General features: G+C 62.4%; 18 protein-coding genes. 10 read left to right on the top strand and 8 right to left on the bottom strand.

Annotated features, from left to right (window positions below):
- Positions 1-208 precede the first annotated feature (208 nt).
- The 7 genes from V5E99_RS10140 (at position 209) to V5E99_RS10110 (ending at position 6,829) form a co-directional block, all read left to right on the top strand.
- Positions 209-1,228 carry an ABC transporter ATP-binding protein gene (locus V5E99_RS10140; protein ID WP_499802340.1) on the top strand — a complete coding sequence of 340 codons (1,020 nt, stop codon included), beginning with the start codon at positions 209-211 and terminating at the stop codon, positions 1,226-1,228.
- Positions 1,225-2,094 (top strand): ABC transporter permease, encoded by an 870-nt coding sequence (locus V5E99_RS10135; protein WP_499802339.1) that lies wholly within the window; start codon positions 1,225-1,227, stop codon positions 2,092-2,094. Before V5E99_RS10140 ends, V5E99_RS10135 begins: the two co-directional genes overlap by 4 nt.
- A 6-nt stretch (positions 2,095-2,100) precedes the next feature.
- Positions 2,101-2,895 (top strand): ABC transporter permease, encoded by a 795-nt coding sequence (locus V5E99_RS10130; RefSeq protein ID WP_201197080.1) that lies wholly within the window; start codon positions 2,101-2,103, stop codon positions 2,893-2,895.
- Between the two features lie 7 nt (positions 2,896-2,902).
- Positions 2,903-3,193, top strand: a complete 291-nt coding sequence (locus V5E99_RS10125; RefSeq protein WP_499802338.1) for a (2Fe-2S)-binding protein — start codon at positions 2,903-2,905, stop codon at positions 3,191-3,193.
- A gap of 103 nt (positions 3,194-3,296) precedes the next feature.
- Positions 3,297-4,652 (top strand): FAD/NAD(P)-dependent oxidoreductase, encoded by a 1,356-nt coding sequence (locus V5E99_RS10120; protein WP_499802337.1) that lies wholly within the window; start codon positions 3,297-3,299, stop codon positions 4,650-4,652.
- Positions 4,649-5,764, top strand: a complete 1,116-nt coding sequence (locus V5E99_RS10115) for an NAD(P)/FAD-dependent oxidoreductase (RefSeq protein ID WP_499802336.1) — start codon at positions 4,649-4,651, stop codon at positions 5,762-5,764. Before V5E99_RS10120 ends, V5E99_RS10115 begins: the two co-directional genes overlap by 4 nt.
- Before the next feature lie 18 nt (positions 5,765-5,782).
- Positions 5,783-6,829, top strand: a complete 1,047-nt coding sequence (locus V5E99_RS10110; protein WP_499802335.1) for an ABC transporter substrate-binding protein — start codon at positions 5,783-5,785, stop codon at positions 6,827-6,829.
- Positions 6,830-6,946: 117 nt separating this feature from the next.
- Here the strand turns inward: V5E99_RS10110 and V5E99_RS10105 are convergent, their stop codons facing one another.
- The 7 genes from V5E99_RS10105 to V5E99_RS10075 all read right to left on the bottom strand — a co-directional run bounded on the left by V5E99_RS10105 (position 6,947) and on the right by V5E99_RS10075 (position 13,423).
- Positions 6,947-7,909 (bottom strand): Csu type fimbrial protein, encoded by a 963-nt coding sequence (locus tag V5E99_RS10105; RefSeq protein WP_499802334.1) that lies wholly within the window; start codon positions 7,907-7,909, stop codon positions 6,947-6,949.
- Positions 7,906-10,263, bottom strand: a complete 2,358-nt coding sequence (locus tag V5E99_RS10100; RefSeq protein ID WP_499802333.1) for a fimbria/pilus outer membrane usher protein — start codon at positions 10,261-10,263, stop codon at positions 7,906-7,908. Before V5E99_RS10100 ends, V5E99_RS10105 begins: the two co-directional genes overlap by 4 nt.
- Positions 10,264-10,382: 119 nt before the next feature.
- Positions 10,383-11,156 (bottom strand): fimbrial biogenesis chaperone, encoded by a 774-nt coding sequence (locus V5E99_RS10095; RefSeq protein ID WP_499802332.1) that lies wholly within the window; start codon positions 11,154-11,156, stop codon positions 10,383-10,385.
- A 27-nt stretch (positions 11,157-11,183) separates the two neighbouring features.
- Positions 11,184-11,684 (bottom strand): Csu type fimbrial protein, encoded by a 501-nt coding sequence (locus V5E99_RS10090; protein WP_499802331.1) that lies wholly within the window; start codon positions 11,682-11,684, stop codon positions 11,184-11,186.
- A 4-nt stretch (positions 11,685-11,688) separates the two neighbouring features.
- The gene (locus V5E99_RS10085) at positions 11,689-12,225 is read right to left on the bottom strand and encodes a Csu type fimbrial protein (RefSeq protein ID WP_499802330.1); all 537 of its coding nucleotides are present in this window, start codon (positions 12,223-12,225) and stop codon (positions 11,689-11,691) included.
- Positions 12,226-12,245: 20 nt separating this feature from the next.
- A complete protein-coding gene (locus V5E99_RS10080; protein WP_499802329.1) occupies positions 12,246-12,788 on the bottom strand; it encodes a Csu type fimbrial protein in 543 nt (180 codons plus the stop codon).
- A 107-nt stretch (positions 12,789-12,895) separates the two neighbouring features.
- Complete coding sequence (locus V5E99_RS10075; protein ID WP_499802328.1) at positions 12,896-13,423, bottom strand: Csu type fimbrial protein; 528 nt, start codon at positions 13,421-13,423, stop codon at positions 12,896-12,898.
- A gap of 283 nt (positions 13,424-13,706) precedes the next feature.
- On the opposite strand from V5E99_RS10075, the gene zapE reads away from it, so the two are divergent.
- Positions 13,707-14,834, top strand: a complete 1,128-nt coding sequence (gene zapE, locus V5E99_RS10070) for a cell division protein ZapE (protein WP_499802327.1) — start codon at positions 13,707-13,709, stop codon at positions 14,832-14,834.
- A 187-nt stretch (positions 14,835-15,021) separates the two neighbouring features.
- Positions 15,022-16,347 (top strand): leucine-rich repeat-containing protein kinase family protein, encoded by a 1,326-nt coding sequence (locus V5E99_RS10065; RefSeq protein WP_499802326.1) that lies wholly within the window; start codon positions 15,022-15,024, stop codon positions 16,345-16,347.
- Positions 16,348-16,461: 114 nt separating this feature from the next.
- On the opposite strand, the gene V5E99_RS10060 is transcribed toward V5E99_RS10065, so the two are convergent.
- Positions 16,462-17,169 carry a YebC/PmpR family DNA-binding transcriptional regulator gene (locus tag V5E99_RS10060; RefSeq protein WP_046032546.1) on the bottom strand — a complete coding sequence of 236 codons (708 nt, stop codon included), beginning with the start codon at positions 17,167-17,169 and terminating at the stop codon, positions 16,462-16,464.
- A gap of 232 nt (positions 17,170-17,401) precedes the next feature.
- On the opposite strand from V5E99_RS10060, the gene V5E99_RS10055 reads away from it, so the two are divergent.
- Positions 17,402-18,814, top strand: a complete 1,413-nt coding sequence (locus V5E99_RS10055; RefSeq protein WP_499802325.1) for a type VI secretion system Vgr family protein — start codon at positions 17,402-17,404, stop codon at positions 18,812-18,814.
- Positions 18,815-18,827 lie beyond the last annotated feature (13 nt).

Raw genomic sequence — 18,827 nt, 5'->3', positions numbered from 1 at the left:
ACTGAAAATAGTTATCGTCTCAGTGAAATTGTCCATTGAGCCCATCCTATTCTTCGTCCTACTCTGCGTCCATACAGGGGCGATTCGAACAACAGCGGCAGCCGACCCAAGTCGAGCGCCAACGCACCCCGCAACATCCTTTCGTATCTGCCCATACAAAAAAGCGCGCCTTCAGGCCGCGCATAACAATCTCAGGTGGAGCGCAGCTATGGCCTTTGTGCAACTTGAAAACCTCGGTAAACGTTACGGTGCAATCGACGCGGTCGTCGCCACCAACCTCTCGGTGGAAAAGGGCGAATTCGTCTCCCTGCTCGGCCCTTCCGGTTGCGGTAAAACCACCACCCTGCAAATGATCGCCGGCTTCGTCGACGTCAGCAGCGGGCGCATTGTGTTGGACGGTCGCGACATCACCCACGCCAAACCCGCCAGTCGTGGCCTGGGCGTGGTGTTCCAGAGTTACGCGTTGTTCCCGCACATGAGCGTGCAAGACAACGTCGCCTTCGGCCTGCGGATGCGCAAAGTGCCCAACACCGAACTGCAGCAGCGGGTGGCGCGGGTGCTGAAACTGGTGCGCCTGGACCAGCACGCCGAACGCTATCCACGGGAGTTGTCCGGCGGTCAGCGCCAGCGTGTCGCGTTGGCCCGGGCCTTGGTGATCGAGCCTCCGGTGCTGCTGCTCGATGAGCCGCTGTCCAACCTCGACGCCAACCTGCGCGAAGAGATGCAGTTCGAGATCCGCCGCATCCAGCGTGAAGTCGGGATCACCACGTTGATGGTCACCCACGACCAGTCCGAAGCGCTGTCCATCAGTGACCGGGTGGTGGTGATGCAGGCCGGGCGTATCACCCAGATCGACGCGCCCTACACCCTCTACGAACACCCGCGCACCGAGTTCATTTCCGGGTTTGTCGGCAAGGCCAACCTGTTGCCCGGCGCGCGTGATGCGGCGGGTGTGGTTCAAGTGCAAAGCGGCGGCGACCTGACCCTGAGCCTGCGCCCGGAAAAAATTGATCTGCGGGATAAAGAACTCGGCCGTCTGCAAGGCAACATCGTCAGCCGCTTCTTCCTCGGCAGCCAATGGTTGTACGGCGTCTCGACATCGCTGGGCGAACTCAGTGTGGTGCGTCGCAACGACGGTTCGGCACCCCTGGCCGAAGGCACGGCGGTAGGCCTGGACTGGGACGCGGCGCTGCTGCGGGTGCTGAGTGTGGACGAGGTGTCGGCATGAGCCTGTTCGCCTCGATCCGTCAGGGACGCCAGGGTTATTTACTGTCGGCACCGGCACTGGCGTTGTATGTGTGCCTGCTGGTTATTCCTTTGCTGCTGACCCTGGTGCTGTCGTTCAACGTCTTCGACTACAGCTCAGGGATCAACAGCAACGCCTACACCCTCGACCACTACAGCAGCCTGCTGGGCGATCCGTACTTCTACGAAATTTTCCTGCGCACGTTCTGGATCAGCGGCCTGACCACGCTGCTGTGTGTGGTGATCGGGGTGCCCGAGGCCTACATCCTCAGCCGCATGGGCACGCCGTGGCGTTCGATTTTCCTGATTCTGATCCTCACCCCGCTGCTGATTTCGGTGGTGGTGCGCGCGTTTGGCTGGAGCCTGTTGCTCGGCGCCGACGGCCTGGTCAACCAGACCCTGCAAGCCCTCGGCGGCTCGCCGATGAAGCTGCTCTACACGCCGTTCGCGGTGGTGATTGCGCTGGTGCACGTGATGCTGCCGTTCATGATCATTCCGGTCTGGACCTCGCTGCAGAAACTCGACCCGGCCGCCGAACAAGCCGCGCTGTCCCTGGGTGCCAGCCACCTCACGGTGATGCGCAAAGTGGTGCTGCCGCAAATCATGCCCGGCGTGTTGTCCGGCACGTTGATTGTGTTCGGCCTCGCGGCCAGCTCGTTTGCGATCCCCGGATTGCTCGGCGGGCGCCGCTTGAAAATGGTCGCGACGCTGATCTACGACCAATACCTGTCGGAGCTCAACTGGCCGATGGGCGCGGCGATTGCCGTGGCCCTGCTGCTGCTCAACCTGCTGATCATGCTGTCGTGGAACCGGATGATCGAAGGCCGCTACAAGAAGTCATTGGGATAACTCGACATGTCCAAGAACGGTCCTTTCGCCCTGCTGTTTCATACCCTGGTGGTGCTGTTCATGCTCGCGCCGCTGGTGGTGGTGTGCCTGGTGGCTTTCACCCCGGAAAACACCCTGAGCTTGCCGACGACGCACTTTTCCCTGCGTTGGTTTCGTGCGGTTTTCGAGCGCGCCGATTTCGTCGATGCGTTCTACAACAGCCTGATCCTGGCCTTCTGCGCCGCCACCCTGGCAACGCTGATTGCGGTGCCGGCGGCGCTGGCCATCACCCGTTTCGAGTTTCCGGGACGGGGCTTTTTCAACGGCTTGTTTCTGTCGCCGATCATCATTCCGCACTTGGTGCTGGGCGTGGCACTGCTGCGTCTGTTTGCGCTGATGGGTGTGAACGGCAGCTTCGGCTGGCTGATCTTCGCCCATGTGCTGGTGATTACGCCGTATGTGCTGCGACTGGTGCTGGCCTCGGCGATTGGCCTCGACCGCAGCGCCGAACATGCCGCGCAATCCCTGGGGGCCGGGCGGTTCACGCTGTTTCGGCAGATTACCTTGCCGATGATTTTGCCCGGTGTGGCCGGGGGTTGGTTGCTGGCGTTTATCAATAGTTTCGATGAGGTGACGTTGTCGATTTTCGTCACCTCGCCGGCCACGCAGACGTTGCCGGTGCGGATGTACGTGTACGCCACCGAGTCCATCGATCCGATGATGGCGGCGGTGTCGGCACTGGTGATTGGCCTGACGGCATTGACGATGATTCTGCTCGATCGGGTCTATGGCCTGGATCGGGTTCTGGTGGGTAAACAATGAGGGCGCCATGGCTCTGCTGAAACGATTGGCCGAAGGCGACCGCCCGGCCCTGGACTTTACCCTCGACGGCAAACCTGCCAGCGGTTTGCTCGGCGACACCGTGCTGACCGCCGTGCTGACCTGCAGCGACCACCTGCGCGGCAGCGACTTCAGCGCCGAACCCCGCGCCGGTTTCTGCCTGATGGGCGCGTGCCAGGATTGCTGGGTGCGCCTGGGCGATGGCCGCCGGGTGCGAGCCTGCGCAACGTTGCTCGAACCTGGCCAACAGATCAGCCGCGAACCGGGGCGCCGCGTATGACCGTCATTTATCCGGTGCGCGCAAAAGATCGCAGCCTTACGCGATCCCCTGTAGGAGCTGGCGAAGCCTGCGATCTTTTGATCTTGAAATTCGAGAGGTCGATATGAGTCCGGTGGTTATCATTGGCGCCGGCCCCGCCGGAATTCGCGCCGCGCAAACCCTGGTGGCCCATGGTGTGCGGCCGATATTGCTGGATGAAGCTGCACGCGGCGGCGGGCAGATTTATCGGCGGCAACCGGCCAACTTCAAGCGTTCGGCGGTCAAGCTGTATGGCTTTGAAGCGCACAAGGCTAGTGCGATTCATCAAACCATCGACGACCTGCGCGAGCAGCTCGACTACCGCCCGGACACCCTGGTGTGGAACGCCGAAACCGCTGCCCTCGACACCTTGCACGACGGTCGCGCCACGCGCCTGGAGTTCTCCCGGGTGATCGTCGCCACCGGCGCCACCGACCGGGTTCTGCCGGTGCCGGGCTGGACGCTGCCGGGGGTCTACAGCCTCGGCGCGGCGCAGATTGCGCTGAAATTCCAGGGCTGCGCCATCGGTGAGCGGGTGGTGTTCGCCGGCAGCGGTCCGTTGCTGTATCTGGTCGCTTATCAATACGCCAAGGCTGGAGCGAACGTATTGGCGGTGCTCGACAGCTCGCCCTTCAGCGCCCAGGCCCGCGCCCTGCCCGGCCTGCTGTCGCAACCAGCGACCCTGGCCAAAGGCATTTATTACCGCAGTTGGCTGACCGCCCACGGCATTCCCGTGCATCAGGGCGCCAGCCTGGTTCAGGTCAACGGCGAACAACGTGTCCAATCGCTGAACTGGCGCAACGCCAAAGGCTCACAGCACCTCGAGTGCGACGCGGTTGCCTTCGCCCATGGCCTGCGCAGCGAAACCCAACTCGCCGATTTGCTCGGTTGCGAGTTCGCCTGGAACCCGCTCAACCGCGCCTGGCTACCGCAACGAGACAGCGCCGGGCGCAGCAGTATCCCCGAGGTCTACCTGGCCGGTGACGGTGCCGGGATCATGGGTGCCGACGCCGCCGAAATGGCCGGCGAGCGCGCCGCGTTGGCAGTGCTCGAAGACAGCGGCTACCTCATCCCACCGCAACGCGGCAATCAATTGGAACACGCCCTTAACCGCATCGGCTCATTCCGCAAAGGACTGGAACAAGCCTTCGCCTTCCCCGAGGACTGGGCCGCCAACGCCGCCGACAACCTGATCATCTGCCGCTGCGAAGAAGTACGCGCCGGCGAGATCCGCCAGGTGGTGCGTGAAGGCCACTGGGAAATCAACCGGGTCAAGGCCCATTGCCGGGTCGGCATGGGCCGCTGCCAGGGCCGGATGTGCGGCGCCGCGGCCGCAGAAATCATCGCCTGCGAAAGCCAGCGTGGCGTGCCGGACATCGGTCGCTTGCGCGCTCAGTCGCCGATCAAACCGCTGCCGTTTGGCCTGGAGGTCGAGCCATGATCGAAGTCGATGCCATCATCATTGGCGGCGGCATTGTCGGCGCCTCGGCCGCCCTGTTTCTGAGCAAGGCCGGCCGTCGCGTGGCGCTGCTGGAACGGGACTTTTGCGGCTCGCACTCCAGCGGCGTGAACTACGGCGGCGTGCGGCGTCAGGGTCGACCATTGTCGCAACTGCCACTGTCGCAACAGGCTCACGAGATCTGGGCGCAACTGCCGCAGTTGCTCGGCATCGACGGCGAATACCAGCGCAGCGGTCACTTGAAACTGGCCCGCAGCATTAACGACCTGCGCGCCTTGCAGGACTATGCCGCCAGCAGCCAGGGCTTTGGCCTCGACTTGCAGCTTCTCGACCGCAATGAACTGCGTGCACGTTTCCCGTGGGTCGGTGATGTGGCGGTCGGTGCTTCTTTCTGCCCCGACGACGGCCACGCCAACCCGCGACTGGTGTCCCCGGCGTTTGCCCAAACGGCGCGGCGTCACGGCGCCCAGGTTCATGAGCAATGCGCGGTCACCGCCGTTGAACACGACGGCCAGCGCTTCCGCGTCAACACCGCGAACGGCCTCGAGCTTCGCGCACCGTGGCTGCTGAATTGCGCCGGGGCCTGGGCCGGCAAATTGGCCGAACAGTTTGGCGAAGCGGTGCCAATGCACGCCGGACACCCGGCCATGCTGGTCACCGAGCCGTTGCCCCTGGTGATGAACGCCAGCACTGGCGTCGAGGGCGGTGGGATTTACGCGCGCCAAGTCACGCGCGGCAATTGCGTGCTGGGCGGCGGCCAGGGGTTTGCCCTCGACGATGCCCGCGCCCGCCCCGGCCAGCACGCGGTGCTGGAGATCCTCCGCCAAGCCGTCGAGCTCTACCCGTTTCTTGAAGGCGCCCAGGCGATTCGCACCTGGAGCGGCACCGAAGGTTACTTGCCTGATCGCCAACCGGTGATCGGACACAGCGGCACCCAACCTGGTCTGTTGCACGGGTTTGGCTTTGCCGGCGCCGGTTTCCAGATCGGCCCGGCGGTGGGCCAGGCGCTCACCGAGATCATCTGCAGCGGCGCGTCAACAACGTCGCTGGATGCGTTTTCCATCACCCGGTTTCACTCCATCTCCGTAGCTTGATAGAGGAAGGTCGCGCCAATGAATAACGTCAAACGCACTGCACTGCTCGGATTGTCCTGCCTGAGCGCCCTGCTCACGGTCACTCAGGCCCAGGCCGAACCGACGCTTTACCTGGGCATGAACGGCGGGACCATGGAGCGGCTCTACGCCGACAAGGTGCTGCCGGTGTTCGAGAAAGCCAACAACGTCAAAGTGGTGATCGTGCCGGGCACCTCCGCCGACATCCTGGCCAAGGTCCAGGCCAGCAAGGGCAACCCGCAGTTGCACGTGATGTTCCTCGACGACGGCATCATGTACCGCGCGATCTCCATGGGCCTGTGCGACAAACTCCAGGACAGCCCGACCCTGGCACAGATTCCGGCCAAGGGACGCATCAAGGATGAGGCCGTGGCGGTCAGCCTCGGGGTCACCGGATTGGCGTACAACACGCGGCTGTTCAAGGAAAAAGGCTGGGCCGCGCCGACCTCGTGGATGGACATGGCCGACCCGCGCTTCAAGGACAAAGTGGTGTTCCAGTCGATGGCCTCTTCGACCTTCGGCCTGCACGGTTTCCTGATGTTCAACCGGATTCAGGGCGGCAGCGAAACCGACGTCGAGCCGGGTTTCAAAGCCTGGCCGAACACCGTGGGGCGCAATGTGCTGGAGTACATCCCAAGCTCGGCGAAGATTTCCGAAATGCTGCAAACCGATGAGGCGGCGCTGTTCCCACTGACGCCGACCCAGGTCACCGCGCTGAAACTCAAAGGCATGCCGGTCGAGTATGCGCAACCGAAGGAAGGCGCTGTGGTGCTCAACGTCGCCGAATGCGCGATCGCCAACAACACCCAACCGGAACTGGCGCAAAAACTCGCGGCGTTCCTGCTGACACCGGACGCGCAAGCGGCAGCGCTTGAAGATGGCGACCAGATCCCGTCCAACCCCAACACCCCGACCACCGACAAGACCCGTGGCCAGGTCGAGGCGATGAAGCAATACCTGGAAACGGCGATTGCGATTGATTGGGACCAGGTCAATGAACAGCGCCCGGCGTGGAATGCGCGGTGGAATCGCAGTATCGAACGCTAGAACGGCGACACGGGTCCCGTAGGAGCTGCCGAAGGCTGCGATCTTTTGATCTTGATCTTGAAGGTCAAAGTCAAAAGATCGCAGCCTTCGGCAGCTCCTACGGGGGGGTGCGCAAGATTAGAAACCTACGTCGAGCACTACGCTGTCGAGGTAAGTCCCGGCCGGCGGGGTGGTCTGGTCGGTGTAGATTTTCGCGTTGTAGTTGAACACCTGACTGCCCGTCCCCAGTCCGTTGCCAGGGTTGACCTCCGCATCGGAGCTGGCCCGGCGTGCGCTGCCGACACTGCCCCAGCGCGTGGTGCCGGCGCTTTTGAAGATGTCGTAAGCCAGGTAATTGCTGCCGGAAATCATCCGTCGCCGCCCACCCACACTCACAGCTTGCTGACCATCGCTCAGGCCCACGGTGTAGGCGCTGCCCTTGGTGCACGCAAGGTTGATGGTCTGGCCGGTGACGGCGGTGAATGCGCTGATCACCGGGGCGCTGCCGAAACTGATGTTCGGCGCGGTGATGGTGCAGTCGTTGGCCACCGTCAGGTTGACCGTCAGGGTCGTGTTGCCGCTGTTGATGTCGCGGCCCAGGCAAAGACTGCCGGCGCCAATGCCCGAGCAATAATTCCAGCTCCAGGCGATGCTCAGGGTCTCGGTATAAATGCCCGCCGCGACGTTGCTGCCAACGGTGGTTCCCAGAAAAATCGGCGCGGTCTTGGGCACCACACTGCCGAGTAATCCCAGCGCATCGATGATGCCGTTGCGCGCAAAGTCGAACGCCACGCCACGGGTCAGCGGGTAACTGGTGGAGTTGTTGGCGTACAGCGTGTAGCCAATGATGTCGCCGGTCGGGCCAAGCAGCCCGGTTTGCGTGGAAGTGACCGTGGCGTAGAAATGGTCATTGGTGGTCAACAACGACAGCAACGAGCCGGTACAACTCAATCCCGCATTGGTGGTTGAACTGGACTGCGAGGTGGTGCGCAGTGCAATTGAGCTCAACGAACCGAACGCCACCGGCGTGGTGCTGACCACCGAGCACAAGGCCCACGCCGAACCCGGCAGCCACAGCGCCAGCAATAACCACCCCTTCATTTACACACCAACGGCCCGATCAACGGGATCTGGTCCTGTTTCACGTCCACGGCAAACTGCACCTGACACGTACTGCCGTCGGCCAGGGTCACCCTCAAGCTGTTTTGCGCCTGGAGGTTTTCCAGGTACACCAGCCCGTCCCAACCGACCACAGTCTGCGTGCCGCTCTGTTCGTGGACGACGCCACTGCCCAGGGGCAAATCCTGCTGCCGGGCATCCACCAGCACGATGCTCGCGGCGATCACCCGGCTTAATGGAAACTCCAGCAGATAGCCGCTACCACGGCGCACTGCGATGCGTTGTTCAACGTTGGGGCTGCGCACGTTGGCCGGCAGGTTCAGCGGATCGATTTCGTATTTGCCACGGTAATAGGCGCTGCTCCACGGCACCAGCAAATGGCCGTTACGGTCGGTCTGGCCGACCTGCTGGTTTTCGTAGCGCACCGGAATGTCGGCGTAACCATCGGTGCTGACCACTACAAAAGCATCGTCGATGCGGTTGGCCGCGAACACCTGGCGGTCCATCCACACCAGTGAGCCACTGGCATCGGCCCAGCGGGTTTCGGCCTCGTTGGTGCCATACACCCCGGCCTGCAATTGCACCGATTGCAGGCGCCAGGTCAGGTCGGCCTGACGATACGCCGGCCCATCGCCCTGGGCGTAACCGAGATTAAAACCGACCCCGCCTTCGCTCGGCACCGCACGGCTGTAGTTGACCCGCTGCTGACTCTGCCCGGTTTTGCTGCGCTCGCTGCTGATGGCCAGACTGCCCCGCAGGTCGAATGGAATCACCAGTTGTGCCTGCACCGCCCAGTTGCTGTCACCGATCTCGCGGTTGCCCGACAGGTAGAAACTGGTGTTGCGCCACAGCGGTTTGCTCCAGGTCAGGTTGAGCAATCGGGTGCGCGAATCGTCCGCCGCGCGCACGTCGAAATAGCCGACGCCGAGGCTGCCCCAGGTGTCGAGGTTCAAGCTCAGGGTCGCCTGTTCGCTGCGTTTGCTCAGGGTTGTGTAAGGGCTGTCGATCACTGTCAGGTCGGCGTACTGGTCACGCCGTTGCAAGCGCTGATAAGAGAAGCTGTAACGCTGGCTGCTGTACTGATAGCCGAGGCTCAACTGCTGACCGTTTTCGCCATCGAACTGGCTTTGGCTAAGCGCCGTGTTGAGTACGCCGAAATTGCCCAGGCGCAGGTTGCCGCCCAAACCGCCGAGGGTCAGGGCGTCCGAGGCTTCGGCGTGACTTTCCAGGGTGAAGTTGTCGCTCACGCCATAACGCAAACTGCCGGAGGTGACGCCAGGGCCGTAGCCAAAATCCTTGAGGCCGTAGTTTCGACGCAACGTACCGGCCGCCACGGAAAAATCGCTCAAGCCCTTTTGCAGCAAACTGCTGGTGACGTAGAACGGCACGGTAGTGGAGACCTGCCGTCCCAACGCATCCGTGGTGACGACCACCGCTTCGCCCGCCCCGTTGATAAACGGAATATTGGTCAGGGTGTACGGCCCCGGTTGCAGGTCGGCGCTGCTGGATTTGTAGCCGTTGATGAACAAATCCACCGAGGACGGCACCGCCGCCTCACCGGCAAACTGCGGCAACGGGTAGGTCACCAGGTCCGGGCGGACACCGAAGTCCCTCGAGAGCTGGACCCCACCGAGTCGCACCGAGCTGCTCCAGGGCAAGGCGCCGCTGACCAGATCGCCGGCCTCATAGGTCAGCAGACGCTCGTCATCGGAATAGCGCCATGTGGTGTCGTAGCGCAAGTAGCCGTTGTTCAAGGTGCCGACCGCATCACCCGACAAGGTGCGACGGTACTGCCCGGTGTTGGACAGCGTGCCCCAACCGTCGAACAGCCGTACTTCGTTCCACGCCGCGAGGTAGGTGCCGGCGTCATCGGCGTCGTTGAGGTACAGGTCGTAGTTGAGCAAAGCCCCGAAACTGCTGAGCGCCGGGGTGCGCGGATAAGCTTGGCGATTGCCGATGAACTGCTCCGGCAGCCAGTCCGGCGGCACATTGAGCAGCAAGCGTTGACCGGCGCTGTCGTACTCGCTGTGCAGGCCGGGCAGGCTGTCGAGGTCGACTTCGGCACCAATGTTTTCCGGTAGTTTCATGCCGCTGTCGCGCAGAGCGGTGGCGGGCAGAAAGAATCGCCCGCCCCGTTGATCCACCGCGACGACTCGTCCGGTATTCATCTGATTGACCACCAACTCCAGAAACAACTGTGCATCGGCCACAGCCTCCATGCCGCTGGGCGGTGGCGGCAGATCGCCGGCCTCGGTACGAGGGACGATCACCAGCCAACACGCGCAAGTCGCCGCCCACAACGGACACTGGAAACTGCGAGCCCAACCCTGGCTCATTCGCGCTTTATGTCCGTCAATGGACAGGTCCCTCCACATCCTTTTTTGTAGGAGCGAAGCTTGCTCGCGATGACGGTTTCAAGGACGCCATCGCCGGCAAGCCGTGCTCCTACAAGTGGTCACCGCGCGGGCGCAATGCTTTGCACCTGACTCGCCCCATTCACCCGCACCTGCAACGCTGGCTCCCCGGCCATCGGCCCTGGCGCGGGCCAGCGCATGATGGCGCCGGGCAATACGTAGCCGAGCAAGCCTTCCACCAGTGGTTGGGTCTGGCCGCCCTGCTTGAGCGCGACATCAGTCAGCCGTGCATGCACCGCGCCCTGGTTGCGGACCTCCACATAGGCATGACCGTCCACCGCCACCGTGCGCCAGCTCAGGTCCGGCAGGCCGATGCCCTTGGGATCACGCGGGCGGGTGGTGTCTTCCTTGCTCCACAGCCCGGCGCCGTAGGCAAACAGCGGCACCGAATAACGCATCTGGAAACGGATCGCCGCCGCAGTCTTGCCGTCTTCGGCGGCGGGCGGTCTGGCCGAGGGGATTTCGTCGATGATGATGCGGTAAGCCAGTTCCTGGCCCGGTGGAATTTCCCGGGTGCGGGTCAGCCGTACCAACTGCTTCTGGCCCGGTTCGATCTTGGCCACCGGCGGGCTGCCGATCACGTCGCGCTGGTTCTGGTACTGGTCGTTGAAACCGCTCTGGCTCCAGGCGAAAACGCGGATCTGCAGGTTGGCGGTCTCGCTGCCACGGTTTTCCAGCCACAAGGCACTGGCCTGTTGATCGGCCTCCAGCACCGGGTCGATCGGCCAAATCAGCACCGAGCTGGCGGCCTGCGCATTCGCAGCCCCCAGTAACACCATCGCCAGCGCTGTATAGCGCAAGACCTGTGACCCCATTTTGCCGCTCCTTTTTCAAACGCCCCATCACCACGACAACTGCACCTGCAGCACATCGCTGTACGTCCCCCCAGGCTGATTGCCCGGTAATTGCACCTGCCCGTAAATCGGCAGGCTGATGTTGTTCGCATCGGTGTAAGCCACCGCCACGCTCTGACCGATGCCCAGGCTCTGGCTGAACGCGGCATCGCGAAACAGCGAATACGCCACGCGATTGCTGCCGGTGGTGAGCTGCATGTGCCGCCCGCTGCTGTTGTACTGGCCGCCATCGACGCTCATGTTCAGCGTCACCCCCGGCGTGCATTGCAACTGCACACCGCCGCTCAACGACACTTGCACGGTGTTGGTGGCCAGGGCCGAGAGGCTGCCAAAGTTGAGGCTGCCGTAATTCGACACGCCTCCCACCACCAGGCAACCGGCCGTGATCGTCGCGCTGACCTGGAAGCTCTGGCTGGTCACCGCCGCCAGCGGCAAGGGCAGACTGCTCGCACACAGCAGGGCCAGCGCCGCACATCCATGGCGGGCCATCGCACTAGAACGTCAGTTCGACGGCGACGGTGTCGGAGTAGGTCCCGGCCGGCAACCCGGCCTTGCCCACGGCCCTGCCGTAGATGTTCACGGTCTGCGCCACCCCGGTGCTGGCCGCGAGGTTGATCACCCCGTCGATGGCCAGGATCTGCGAGTGACCGGAGTCGGTGTAAAAGTCGTAGGGCACGAAGTTGCCCGAGCCATCGGCCAACGCCCGAGTGCCCCCCGTGGATTGCCCGTCATGGCTGCCCGCCCGGACTTTCACCGTCGGTGAAGTGCCGCTGGAGCACAGAATCGACAGCGCCCCGCCACCGCCGCCGAGCACCTGGGCATCAGCGGTGGTGAACAGGCTGTTGGCGGTGCCGAAGTTCAACGCACCGAAGTTCAAGCCGCTGGAACCCCCGGCGCCGTTCACCTGACAACTGCTGATCAGGATCAGGCTGGAGGTGATCTGGCCGGTGACCGTGGTGGCCGCCCCGGCGCTGGACGCCAGCGTCAGGCCGAGCAATGACAAACCGATCCTTGATACAAGCGTATGCATGGTGTCCGTCCTCTACGGGTTTACCAATCGAGCGTCACCGTGAGGGTGTCGGTATAGACCCCGGCCGGTACCGCGCGGGTATTCGCCACCACCGAGCCAAATACCGGGATCGGTACCTGGGCCGCGCTGGTGACAGCGAAATTGTGTTGTTGGCCGATGCTGTAGCTCTGACTGCCCGAGGCATCGAGGAACAAATGATAAGGGAGGGTCTGGCTACCGTTGCTCAGGCGCCGCGTGGTGCCGTCGCCATGGGCGCCGCCGTCGATGGTGACGGTGAACCCGGTGACCGAAGGGTTGCAGGCGACATTCAACTTGCCGCTGGCGTTGTCACTGAGGCTGGCCTTGATCGGATTGGTCCAGGTCGGGCCTTGCTGGCCGAAATCCAGATTGCCGAAGTCACTGACCGGGCTGCCGGGGCTGCCGGGGCTGGCGCCATTGGTCACTTCACACCCGGCGATGATGGTCAGGCGCGCGTGGATCTGCCCGCTGACTGCCGCGTAGGCGTCCTCGGCGAGCAACAACAGTACGCCCACGGCGATAACCATCCAGTGCTTGCTTGTCATCGTGCCAATCCCAATTCCCTCAGGACATCAAAACCCGGACGCTCAACGAGGAACGTCCCCTTCCCTGCGCCACCCGATTCCGTCGGGGGCAAGTTGTACGGTTGCTGCTACCAGGTGACAGTGACCTTCACCAGGTCTGAATAACGACTGACACGGGGAATCTCCGCCAGTCGCTCGATACGGGCATACAAAGGTAAATCCACGGAGCCGGAGTCCGGCACACGGCCGCTCATCGGGACATTTACCGCCAGCGGGATCAGCCGCGCGGGGTCCTGATAAAGCCGATAAGGAATGGGTTTGCTGTGTTCGGCGGAACCCGCCATGTAGCGCACATCGCCGACGCCACCGTGCTGGCCGCCATCGACGCGTAATTGATAAGGGGTGTCGGGGTTGCATTCCAGACGCGGCAGGCGCTCGCTCATCAGCGCCGCGCTCAAGGGGCCGGCCGGGTCATCCAGCCGCGCCGTGCTGCCGAAATCCAGCAGGCCCAGTTGCTCGACGCCTGCGCTGCGCGGTTGCGCGACCAACTGACAGCCACGCTGCACGTCCACGCGCACTTGCACCTGCAACTCTGCGGCCACTGCCTGTGTGCCGGGCATCATGCCCAGGATTGCCAAAAACCAAAGTCCTTTCACGGCCTCATTCCTTGCGAGGGGTCACTCCTGAAAATCAGGTTAGCAACGCAACGGGAATTCGCCAGTTATCCGCCCCCGTGCGCCGGCGCAAAGTGGAGGGATTTTGTATCGATTTGTTGGAAAAACACCGAAACACACAAGGGAAATAAGCTGTACACACCGCAGAATTTTGTCTCACTGCATCCTGTGAATATCTGCACGGGTGGTAGGGCGATTCACCAAATGGTTAAACTACGCCGCCGCAGCTCGATGGGCCGGCTTGAAGAACCCGGGGGACATTATCGTGGCCGTTCGACCGCCTATCCGTTCACGACTCACACCGCGCTGGCCCGCACTGCGCCGTTTGCTTGGCAAGGCGGTTGTCCCGCCTGTCAGCGGCAGTGGCAGCCACCGGGTTATCCACGAGTACTTTCACCACAAGGCGCTCACGCAGGGCTATACCCTCAGTCACAGCCAGCGACGGGTGATCGACTGCATGGCCCAGCAGGCGACAACGCTGCTGGGGACATCGGCGAAAACCCTGCCGGGCCTATACCTGTATGGCGCTGTTGGACGCGGCAAGAGCTGGTTGCTGGACGGGTTTTTCCAGGCCATCCCCATTGCCCAAAAGCAGCGCCTGCACTTTCACGAGTTTTTCGCCCAATTGCATCAGGGCATGTTCAGCCATCGCGAACAACCCGACGCATTGGCGACCACCCTGGACGAGCTATTGCAGGATTGCCGGGTGTTGTGTTTCGACGAGTTTCACGTCCACGACATCGGCGATGCGATGCTCATCGCCCGACTGTTCAAGGCGTTGTTTCGCCGGAGCATCCTGCTGTTGGTCACCTCCAATTACCCACCGGAGGGTTTGCTGCCCAACCCGCTCTACCATGCGCGTTTCAAACCGGTGATCGACCTGATCAACACACGCATGCAGGTCATGGAGGTCGGCGGTCCGCATGACTACAGAAGCCAGGCGAGACCCCACGCTCATCAGGTATTCACCGAGGGCCGATATGTCTGGCCGGCGACACCCTCTCAGCGACAGGCGCTGAACCTGCCAGAAAGCACCGCCGCCCTCGCGCTGCCGGTCGGGACGCGACATCTGCCTGCCCGCTACTACGAAGGCCGAACGGTCTTTTTTACCTTCAGCGACCTGTGCGACCAACCCACCGCAGTGATGGATTACCTGGAACTGTGCAGGCGTTTCGATCACTGGATCATCGATGAACTGCCCAGCCTGAGCGATTGTTCGATCGCGGCGCAGCAGCGGTTTATCAACCTGATCGACGTTTTGTACGATCAGGACAAACACCTTGTTTTATTGGGGCAGCACTCTTTGCGTGAAAGCCTTGAGGGCGATGCCATTGACCTGGCGCGTACTCGCAGTCGGTTGGGGCAGTTGGTGGAAGTTCGAGCGTCGGCTTGACCGACAGGCATGGGTTGCAGCTTCAGGCCTCTTCGCGAGCAAGCCCGCTCCCAAAGGAGATCGCGTACTGAAGGTGGGAAGCGGGCTTGCTCGCGAAGAGGCCCTGACCGACACCACAACTTCCCGCTATCATGCAGCCCATTTCCAGGCCACCGCGCCCTTCTACCAGATCAAAGCGAATCCGTTGATGAATACCCTTGCACAACTGCGGGCCGGCGAGCTGGCAGGTATCACGCGTCTGGACCTGTCCTGCGGCCTGACAGAGTTCCCCCGAGAAATTTTTGACCTGGCGGACTCGCTGGAGGTGCTCAACCTCAGCGGCAATGCCTTGAGCAGCCTGCCGGACGACCTGCACCGCCTGACCCGTTTGCGGATCGTGTTCTGCTCCGACAACCTGTTCACCGAACTGCCGGCGTGCCTGGGCCAATGTTCGGCGCTGAGCATGATCGGCTTCAGGGCCAATCGCATCGAGCATGTGCCAGGCGCCGCCCTGCCGCCGCAATTGCGCTGGCTGATCCTGACCGACAACTGCATCAGCGAACTGCCGACCGAGCTGGGCGAACGCCCGCTCATGCAAAAACTGATGCTCGCCGGCAACCACTTGCAGCAATTACCCGAGAGCCTGGTTCAGTGTCATCGGCTGGAACTGCTGCGCATCTCGGCCAACCGGTTTACCGAACTGCCCGAGTGGCTGCTGACCCTGCCGGCCCTGACCTGGCTGGCCTATGCCGGCAACCCGCTGGAGACCGAAGCCGACGCCGCCGCCCTGGAGGCTACGCCGAGCATTGCGTGGTCGACGCTGCATCTGCAGCAAAAACTCGGTGAAGGCGCGTCCGGCGTGATTCATCGCGCCACATGGGAACGCGAACAGAAACCGGCCACCGAGGTCGCGGTGAAGCTCTACAAAGGCGAGATGACCAGCGATGGCTCGCCGCTGCATGAAATGAACGCCTGCATCACTGCCGGACTGCACCCCAACCTGATCCGCGTCGAAGGGCGCATTGTCGGGCATCCGCAAGCCCAGGCCGGGCTGGTGATGCAACTGATCGATCCGAGCTATCGCAACCTGGCCGGGTTGCCAAGCCTGGAGTCGTGCAGCCGTGACGTTTACAGCGAAGACACCCGGTTCAGCGCCGACGTGGCATTGCACATGGCCCGTGGCGTCGCCTCAGCGGCCGAACACCTGCATGACCAAGGCATCACCCACGGCGATCTCTACGCCCACAATATTTTGTGGAACGAGCACGGCGATTGCCTGCTGGGGGATTTCGGCGGCGCGTCGTTCCATGCGACCACGGACAGCGTTGAAAGCCGGGCGCTGCAACGGATCGAAGTGCGGGCGTTCGGGGTGTTGCTGGGGGAGTTGCTGGCGCGGATTGATGCGGGGTTGAGCGATGTCGATCGGCTGGCGCTGGAAGATCTGGAACGGCGCTGCTGTCAGGCAGATGTGCTCGCGCGGCCGGGGTTTTCAGAGATTGGCGCTGTATTGCAGGAGATAGTTGCGGCGTCTTGACGAAAAAGATCGCAGCCTTCGGCAGCGCCTACAGGTGTTCACTTTTCCCCGTAGGCGCTGCCGAAGGCTGCGATCTTTTGATCTCTATCGCAACCCACATTCTGCTGAAAGAACTTAACCCGCCAACCCGACGAACATGTCCTGCACGTCGTCATGGTTATCGAGGCCTTCAAGGAAGGCTTCGACTTCAGCCATTTGCTCGTCGCTCAAACCGCTGACCGGGTTTTTCGGCTGGTAGCCCAACTTTGCCGACAACACGGTGAAACCTTGCTCAGGCAAAGCTTTCTGCACGGCGTCGAGGTCGGCAGGTTCGGTCAGGAACAGGGTCGTGCCCTCTTCTTCACCCGGCTCGAAATCCTGGGCGCCAGCTTCGATGGCAGCCATTTCCGGGTCGGCGTCAGGGCTGTCCGGGGACGCCTCGATCATGCCGACATGGTTGAAGTCCCAGGCCACCGAACCGGAAGCGCCCAATTGGCCCTTGCGGAATGCCACGCGGATTTCAGCGACGGTACGGTTGATGTTGTCGGTGACGCATTCAACGATCAGCGGCACCTGATGCGGCGCGAAGCCTTCATAGGTCACGCGATGGTACTGCACGGTTTCGCCCAGCAGGCCCGCGCCTTTCTTGATCGCACGATCCAGGGTTTCCTTGGGCATCGAGGCTTTCTTGGCCTGCTCGACCACCAGGCGCAAGTGTGCGTTGGTGGCGGTATCGGCACCGTTACGCGCAGCAATGGTGATTTCTTTCACCAGTTTGCCGAAGATCTTGCCCTTGGCGTTGGATGCCGCTTCTTTGTGTTTAACCTTCCACTGTGCGCCCATTACTCACTCTCTTGATCTGTGGCGCCGAGACATCTATTGGCCGACGCATGGCGGCAAGTTTATACGGCCTAAAGTCGGCAATCGACCAAAAATTCCATCCTGTTGAGCGGCATGCCGTCGACTTCTTCAACAGCGCTTGTAGGGCAAATCTGAAAAGTCGCTTTGCGATGACTATTCCGCGCTGCGGTTTCGTACCCTCTGCGCCCCGAATTTCATGGCAGAAACGCACGCAATGCATAACGACAAGGAAAGTCCCTTCACTCTGACCCTGGTCGAGGATGATTTGAGTTTGCAGGTGTTGCAGTTCAGCGGCCATGAAGGCCTCAACCAGCCCTATCGGTTCGACATCGAAGTGATCGGCCTGGCCCCGGCGATGAACCTCGACCGACTGCTGCAACAACCGGCGTTCCTGAGCCTGGGGGACGGCCAGGGATTCCACGGCATTCTGCACAGCGCCAGCCGCGAACATCGCGGCCCGCATCGGATCGGCTACCGACTGGTGCTCGTGCCGCACCTGCAAAACCTTGAACGACAGCCCGTGCGCCGGGTATTCCAGCGCCTCAGCGTGCCGGCCATCCTGCGCCAGTTGCTGGAAGAACATACGCTGCCCAGGCACAGCTACCGTTTTGAACTGAGCACCGGGCATTACCCGATCCGACCCTTTTGCATTCAATACGAAGAAAGCGACCTGGCCTTGCTGCATCGGCTCTGCGAAGCGGAAGGCATCCACTATCACTTTGAACACCATCACGACGGGCATGTGCTGGTGCTGGCGGATGACAGTTTGAGTTTCCCCCAGGTACCGGTGTTGACCCCCTTCCATGGCGATCCCTTTGAAGAGCCTGATGTCGCCACGATTCGCGAGTTGTTCCAGCGTCACGACTCGCCACTGATACTCACCCAGGCCGAGGTCCGCGACCGAGGTACAACGCCGCCCAGCCTGGGAGCGGCCAATCATCCGTTGGCCCGCAACAGGCCGATCTCCACACGCCTGGCGACCGGGCAATTGCACCGCGATCAACGCAGCCACCGGACGCTGGAACGGCTGCGTTGCCAGCAACGGATAGTCCACGGCAAAAGCGATCAGCCCGGCTTGCTCAGCGGCCGCATCGTGCAGGTCGAACAGCACCCGGTGTCGAGTTTCAATGACCAATGGCTGCTCACCGAAATCCGCCATCACGGGCAGCAACCGTCGATTCTCAATCAGGAAGAATTCGCGGCGGGGCCCGGCTATTGCAACCGGTTCACCGCCATTCCCTGGTCAACGGTGTTCCGGCCGGCGCTCAAACAGCCCAGGCCGAACATCCCCGGCTATCAGCCCGCCCGGGTGCTCGGTGAACCCGGTCAACCGCCGATGCTCGATGAACAGGGCCGGATTCAAGTCAGCCTGTGGCCCCAAGCGATTGCGCCGGAACCGGTTGGCCTCTGGTTGCCGGTGGCGATGGGTAGCTGCGACGACCCTTGCGGGCTGCCAGTCGCTGGCAGCGACGTGTTCATCAGTTTCCTCGACAGCGACCCGGATCGGCCGATCCTTCACGTCGGCTCAAACCTGCAAAACCCACGCCCTACCCACACGCCCCCCTCGCGCGGCGATACCCGGCTGCTCTTCGATTGGCTGGTCAATCGCCGGGACACTCCCGGATAACGCCCGCTGACCG

The organism is Janthinobacterium sp. LPB2021202312-11-4, from assembly GCF_037049705.1.
Lineage (GTDB): Bacteria > Pseudomonadota > Gammaproteobacteria > Pseudomonadales > Pseudomonadaceae > Aquipseudomonas.
Note: the sequence above shows the minus strand (reverse complement) of the source record. Positions and strands in the feature narration are given on the sequence as shown.

Excerpts from the sequence above, each read along its gene's own strand:
- V5E99_RS10140 (WP_499802340.1), top strand. The coding sequence starts at position 209 with ATGGCCTTTGTGCAACTTGAAAACCTCGGTAAACGTTACGGTGCAATC.
- V5E99_RS10135 (WP_499802339.1), top strand. The coding sequence starts at position 1,225 with ATGAGCCTGTTCGCCTCGATCCGTCAGGGACGCCAGGGTTATTTACTG.
- V5E99_RS10130 (WP_201197080.1), top strand. The coding sequence starts at position 2,101 with ATGTCCAAGAACGGTCCTTTCGCCCTGCTGTTTCATACCCTGGTGGTG.
- V5E99_RS10125 (WP_499802338.1), top strand. The coding sequence starts at position 2,903 with ATGGCTCTGCTGAAACGATTGGCCGAAGGCGACCGCCCGGCCCTGGAC.
- V5E99_RS10120 (WP_499802337.1), top strand. The coding sequence starts at position 3,297 with ATGAGTCCGGTGGTTATCATTGGCGCCGGCCCCGCCGGAATTCGCGCC.
- V5E99_RS10115 (WP_499802336.1), top strand. The coding sequence starts at position 4,649 with ATGATCGAAGTCGATGCCATCATCATTGGCGGCGGCATTGTCGGCGCC.
- V5E99_RS10110 (WP_499802335.1), top strand. The coding sequence starts at position 5,783 with ATGAATAACGTCAAACGCACTGCACTGCTCGGATTGTCCTGCCTGAGC.
- V5E99_RS10105 (WP_499802334.1), bottom strand. The coding sequence starts at position 7,909 with ATGAAGGGGTGGTTATTGCTGGCGCTGTGGCTGCCGGGTTCGGCGTGG.
- V5E99_RS10100 (WP_499802333.1), bottom strand. The coding sequence starts at position 10,263 with ATGAGCCAGGGTTGGGCTCGCAGTTTCCAGTGTCCGTTGTGGGCGGCG.
- V5E99_RS10095 (WP_499802332.1), bottom strand. The coding sequence starts at position 11,156 with ATGGGGTCACAGGTCTTGCGCTATACAGCGCTGGCGATGGTGTTACTG.
- V5E99_RS10090 (WP_499802331.1), bottom strand. The coding sequence starts at position 11,684 with ATGGCCCGCCATGGATGTGCGGCGCTGGCCCTGCTGTGTGCGAGCAGT.
- V5E99_RS10085 (WP_499802330.1), bottom strand. The coding sequence starts at position 12,225 with ATGCATACGCTTGTATCAAGGATCGGTTTGTCATTGCTCGGCCTGACG.
- V5E99_RS10080 (WP_499802329.1), bottom strand. The coding sequence starts at position 12,788 with ATGACAAGCAAGCACTGGATGGTTATCGCCGTGGGCGTACTGTTGTTG.
- V5E99_RS10065 (WP_499802326.1), top strand. The coding sequence starts at position 15,022 with ATGAATACCCTTGCACAACTGCGGGCCGGCGAGCTGGCAGGTATCACG.
- V5E99_RS10060 (WP_046032546.1), bottom strand. The coding sequence starts at position 17,169 with ATGGGCGCACAGTGGAAGGTTAAACACAAAGAAGCGGCATCCAACGCC.
- V5E99_RS10055 (WP_499802325.1), top strand. The coding sequence starts at position 17,402 with ATGCATAACGACAAGGAAAGTCCCTTCACTCTGACCCTGGTCGAGGAT.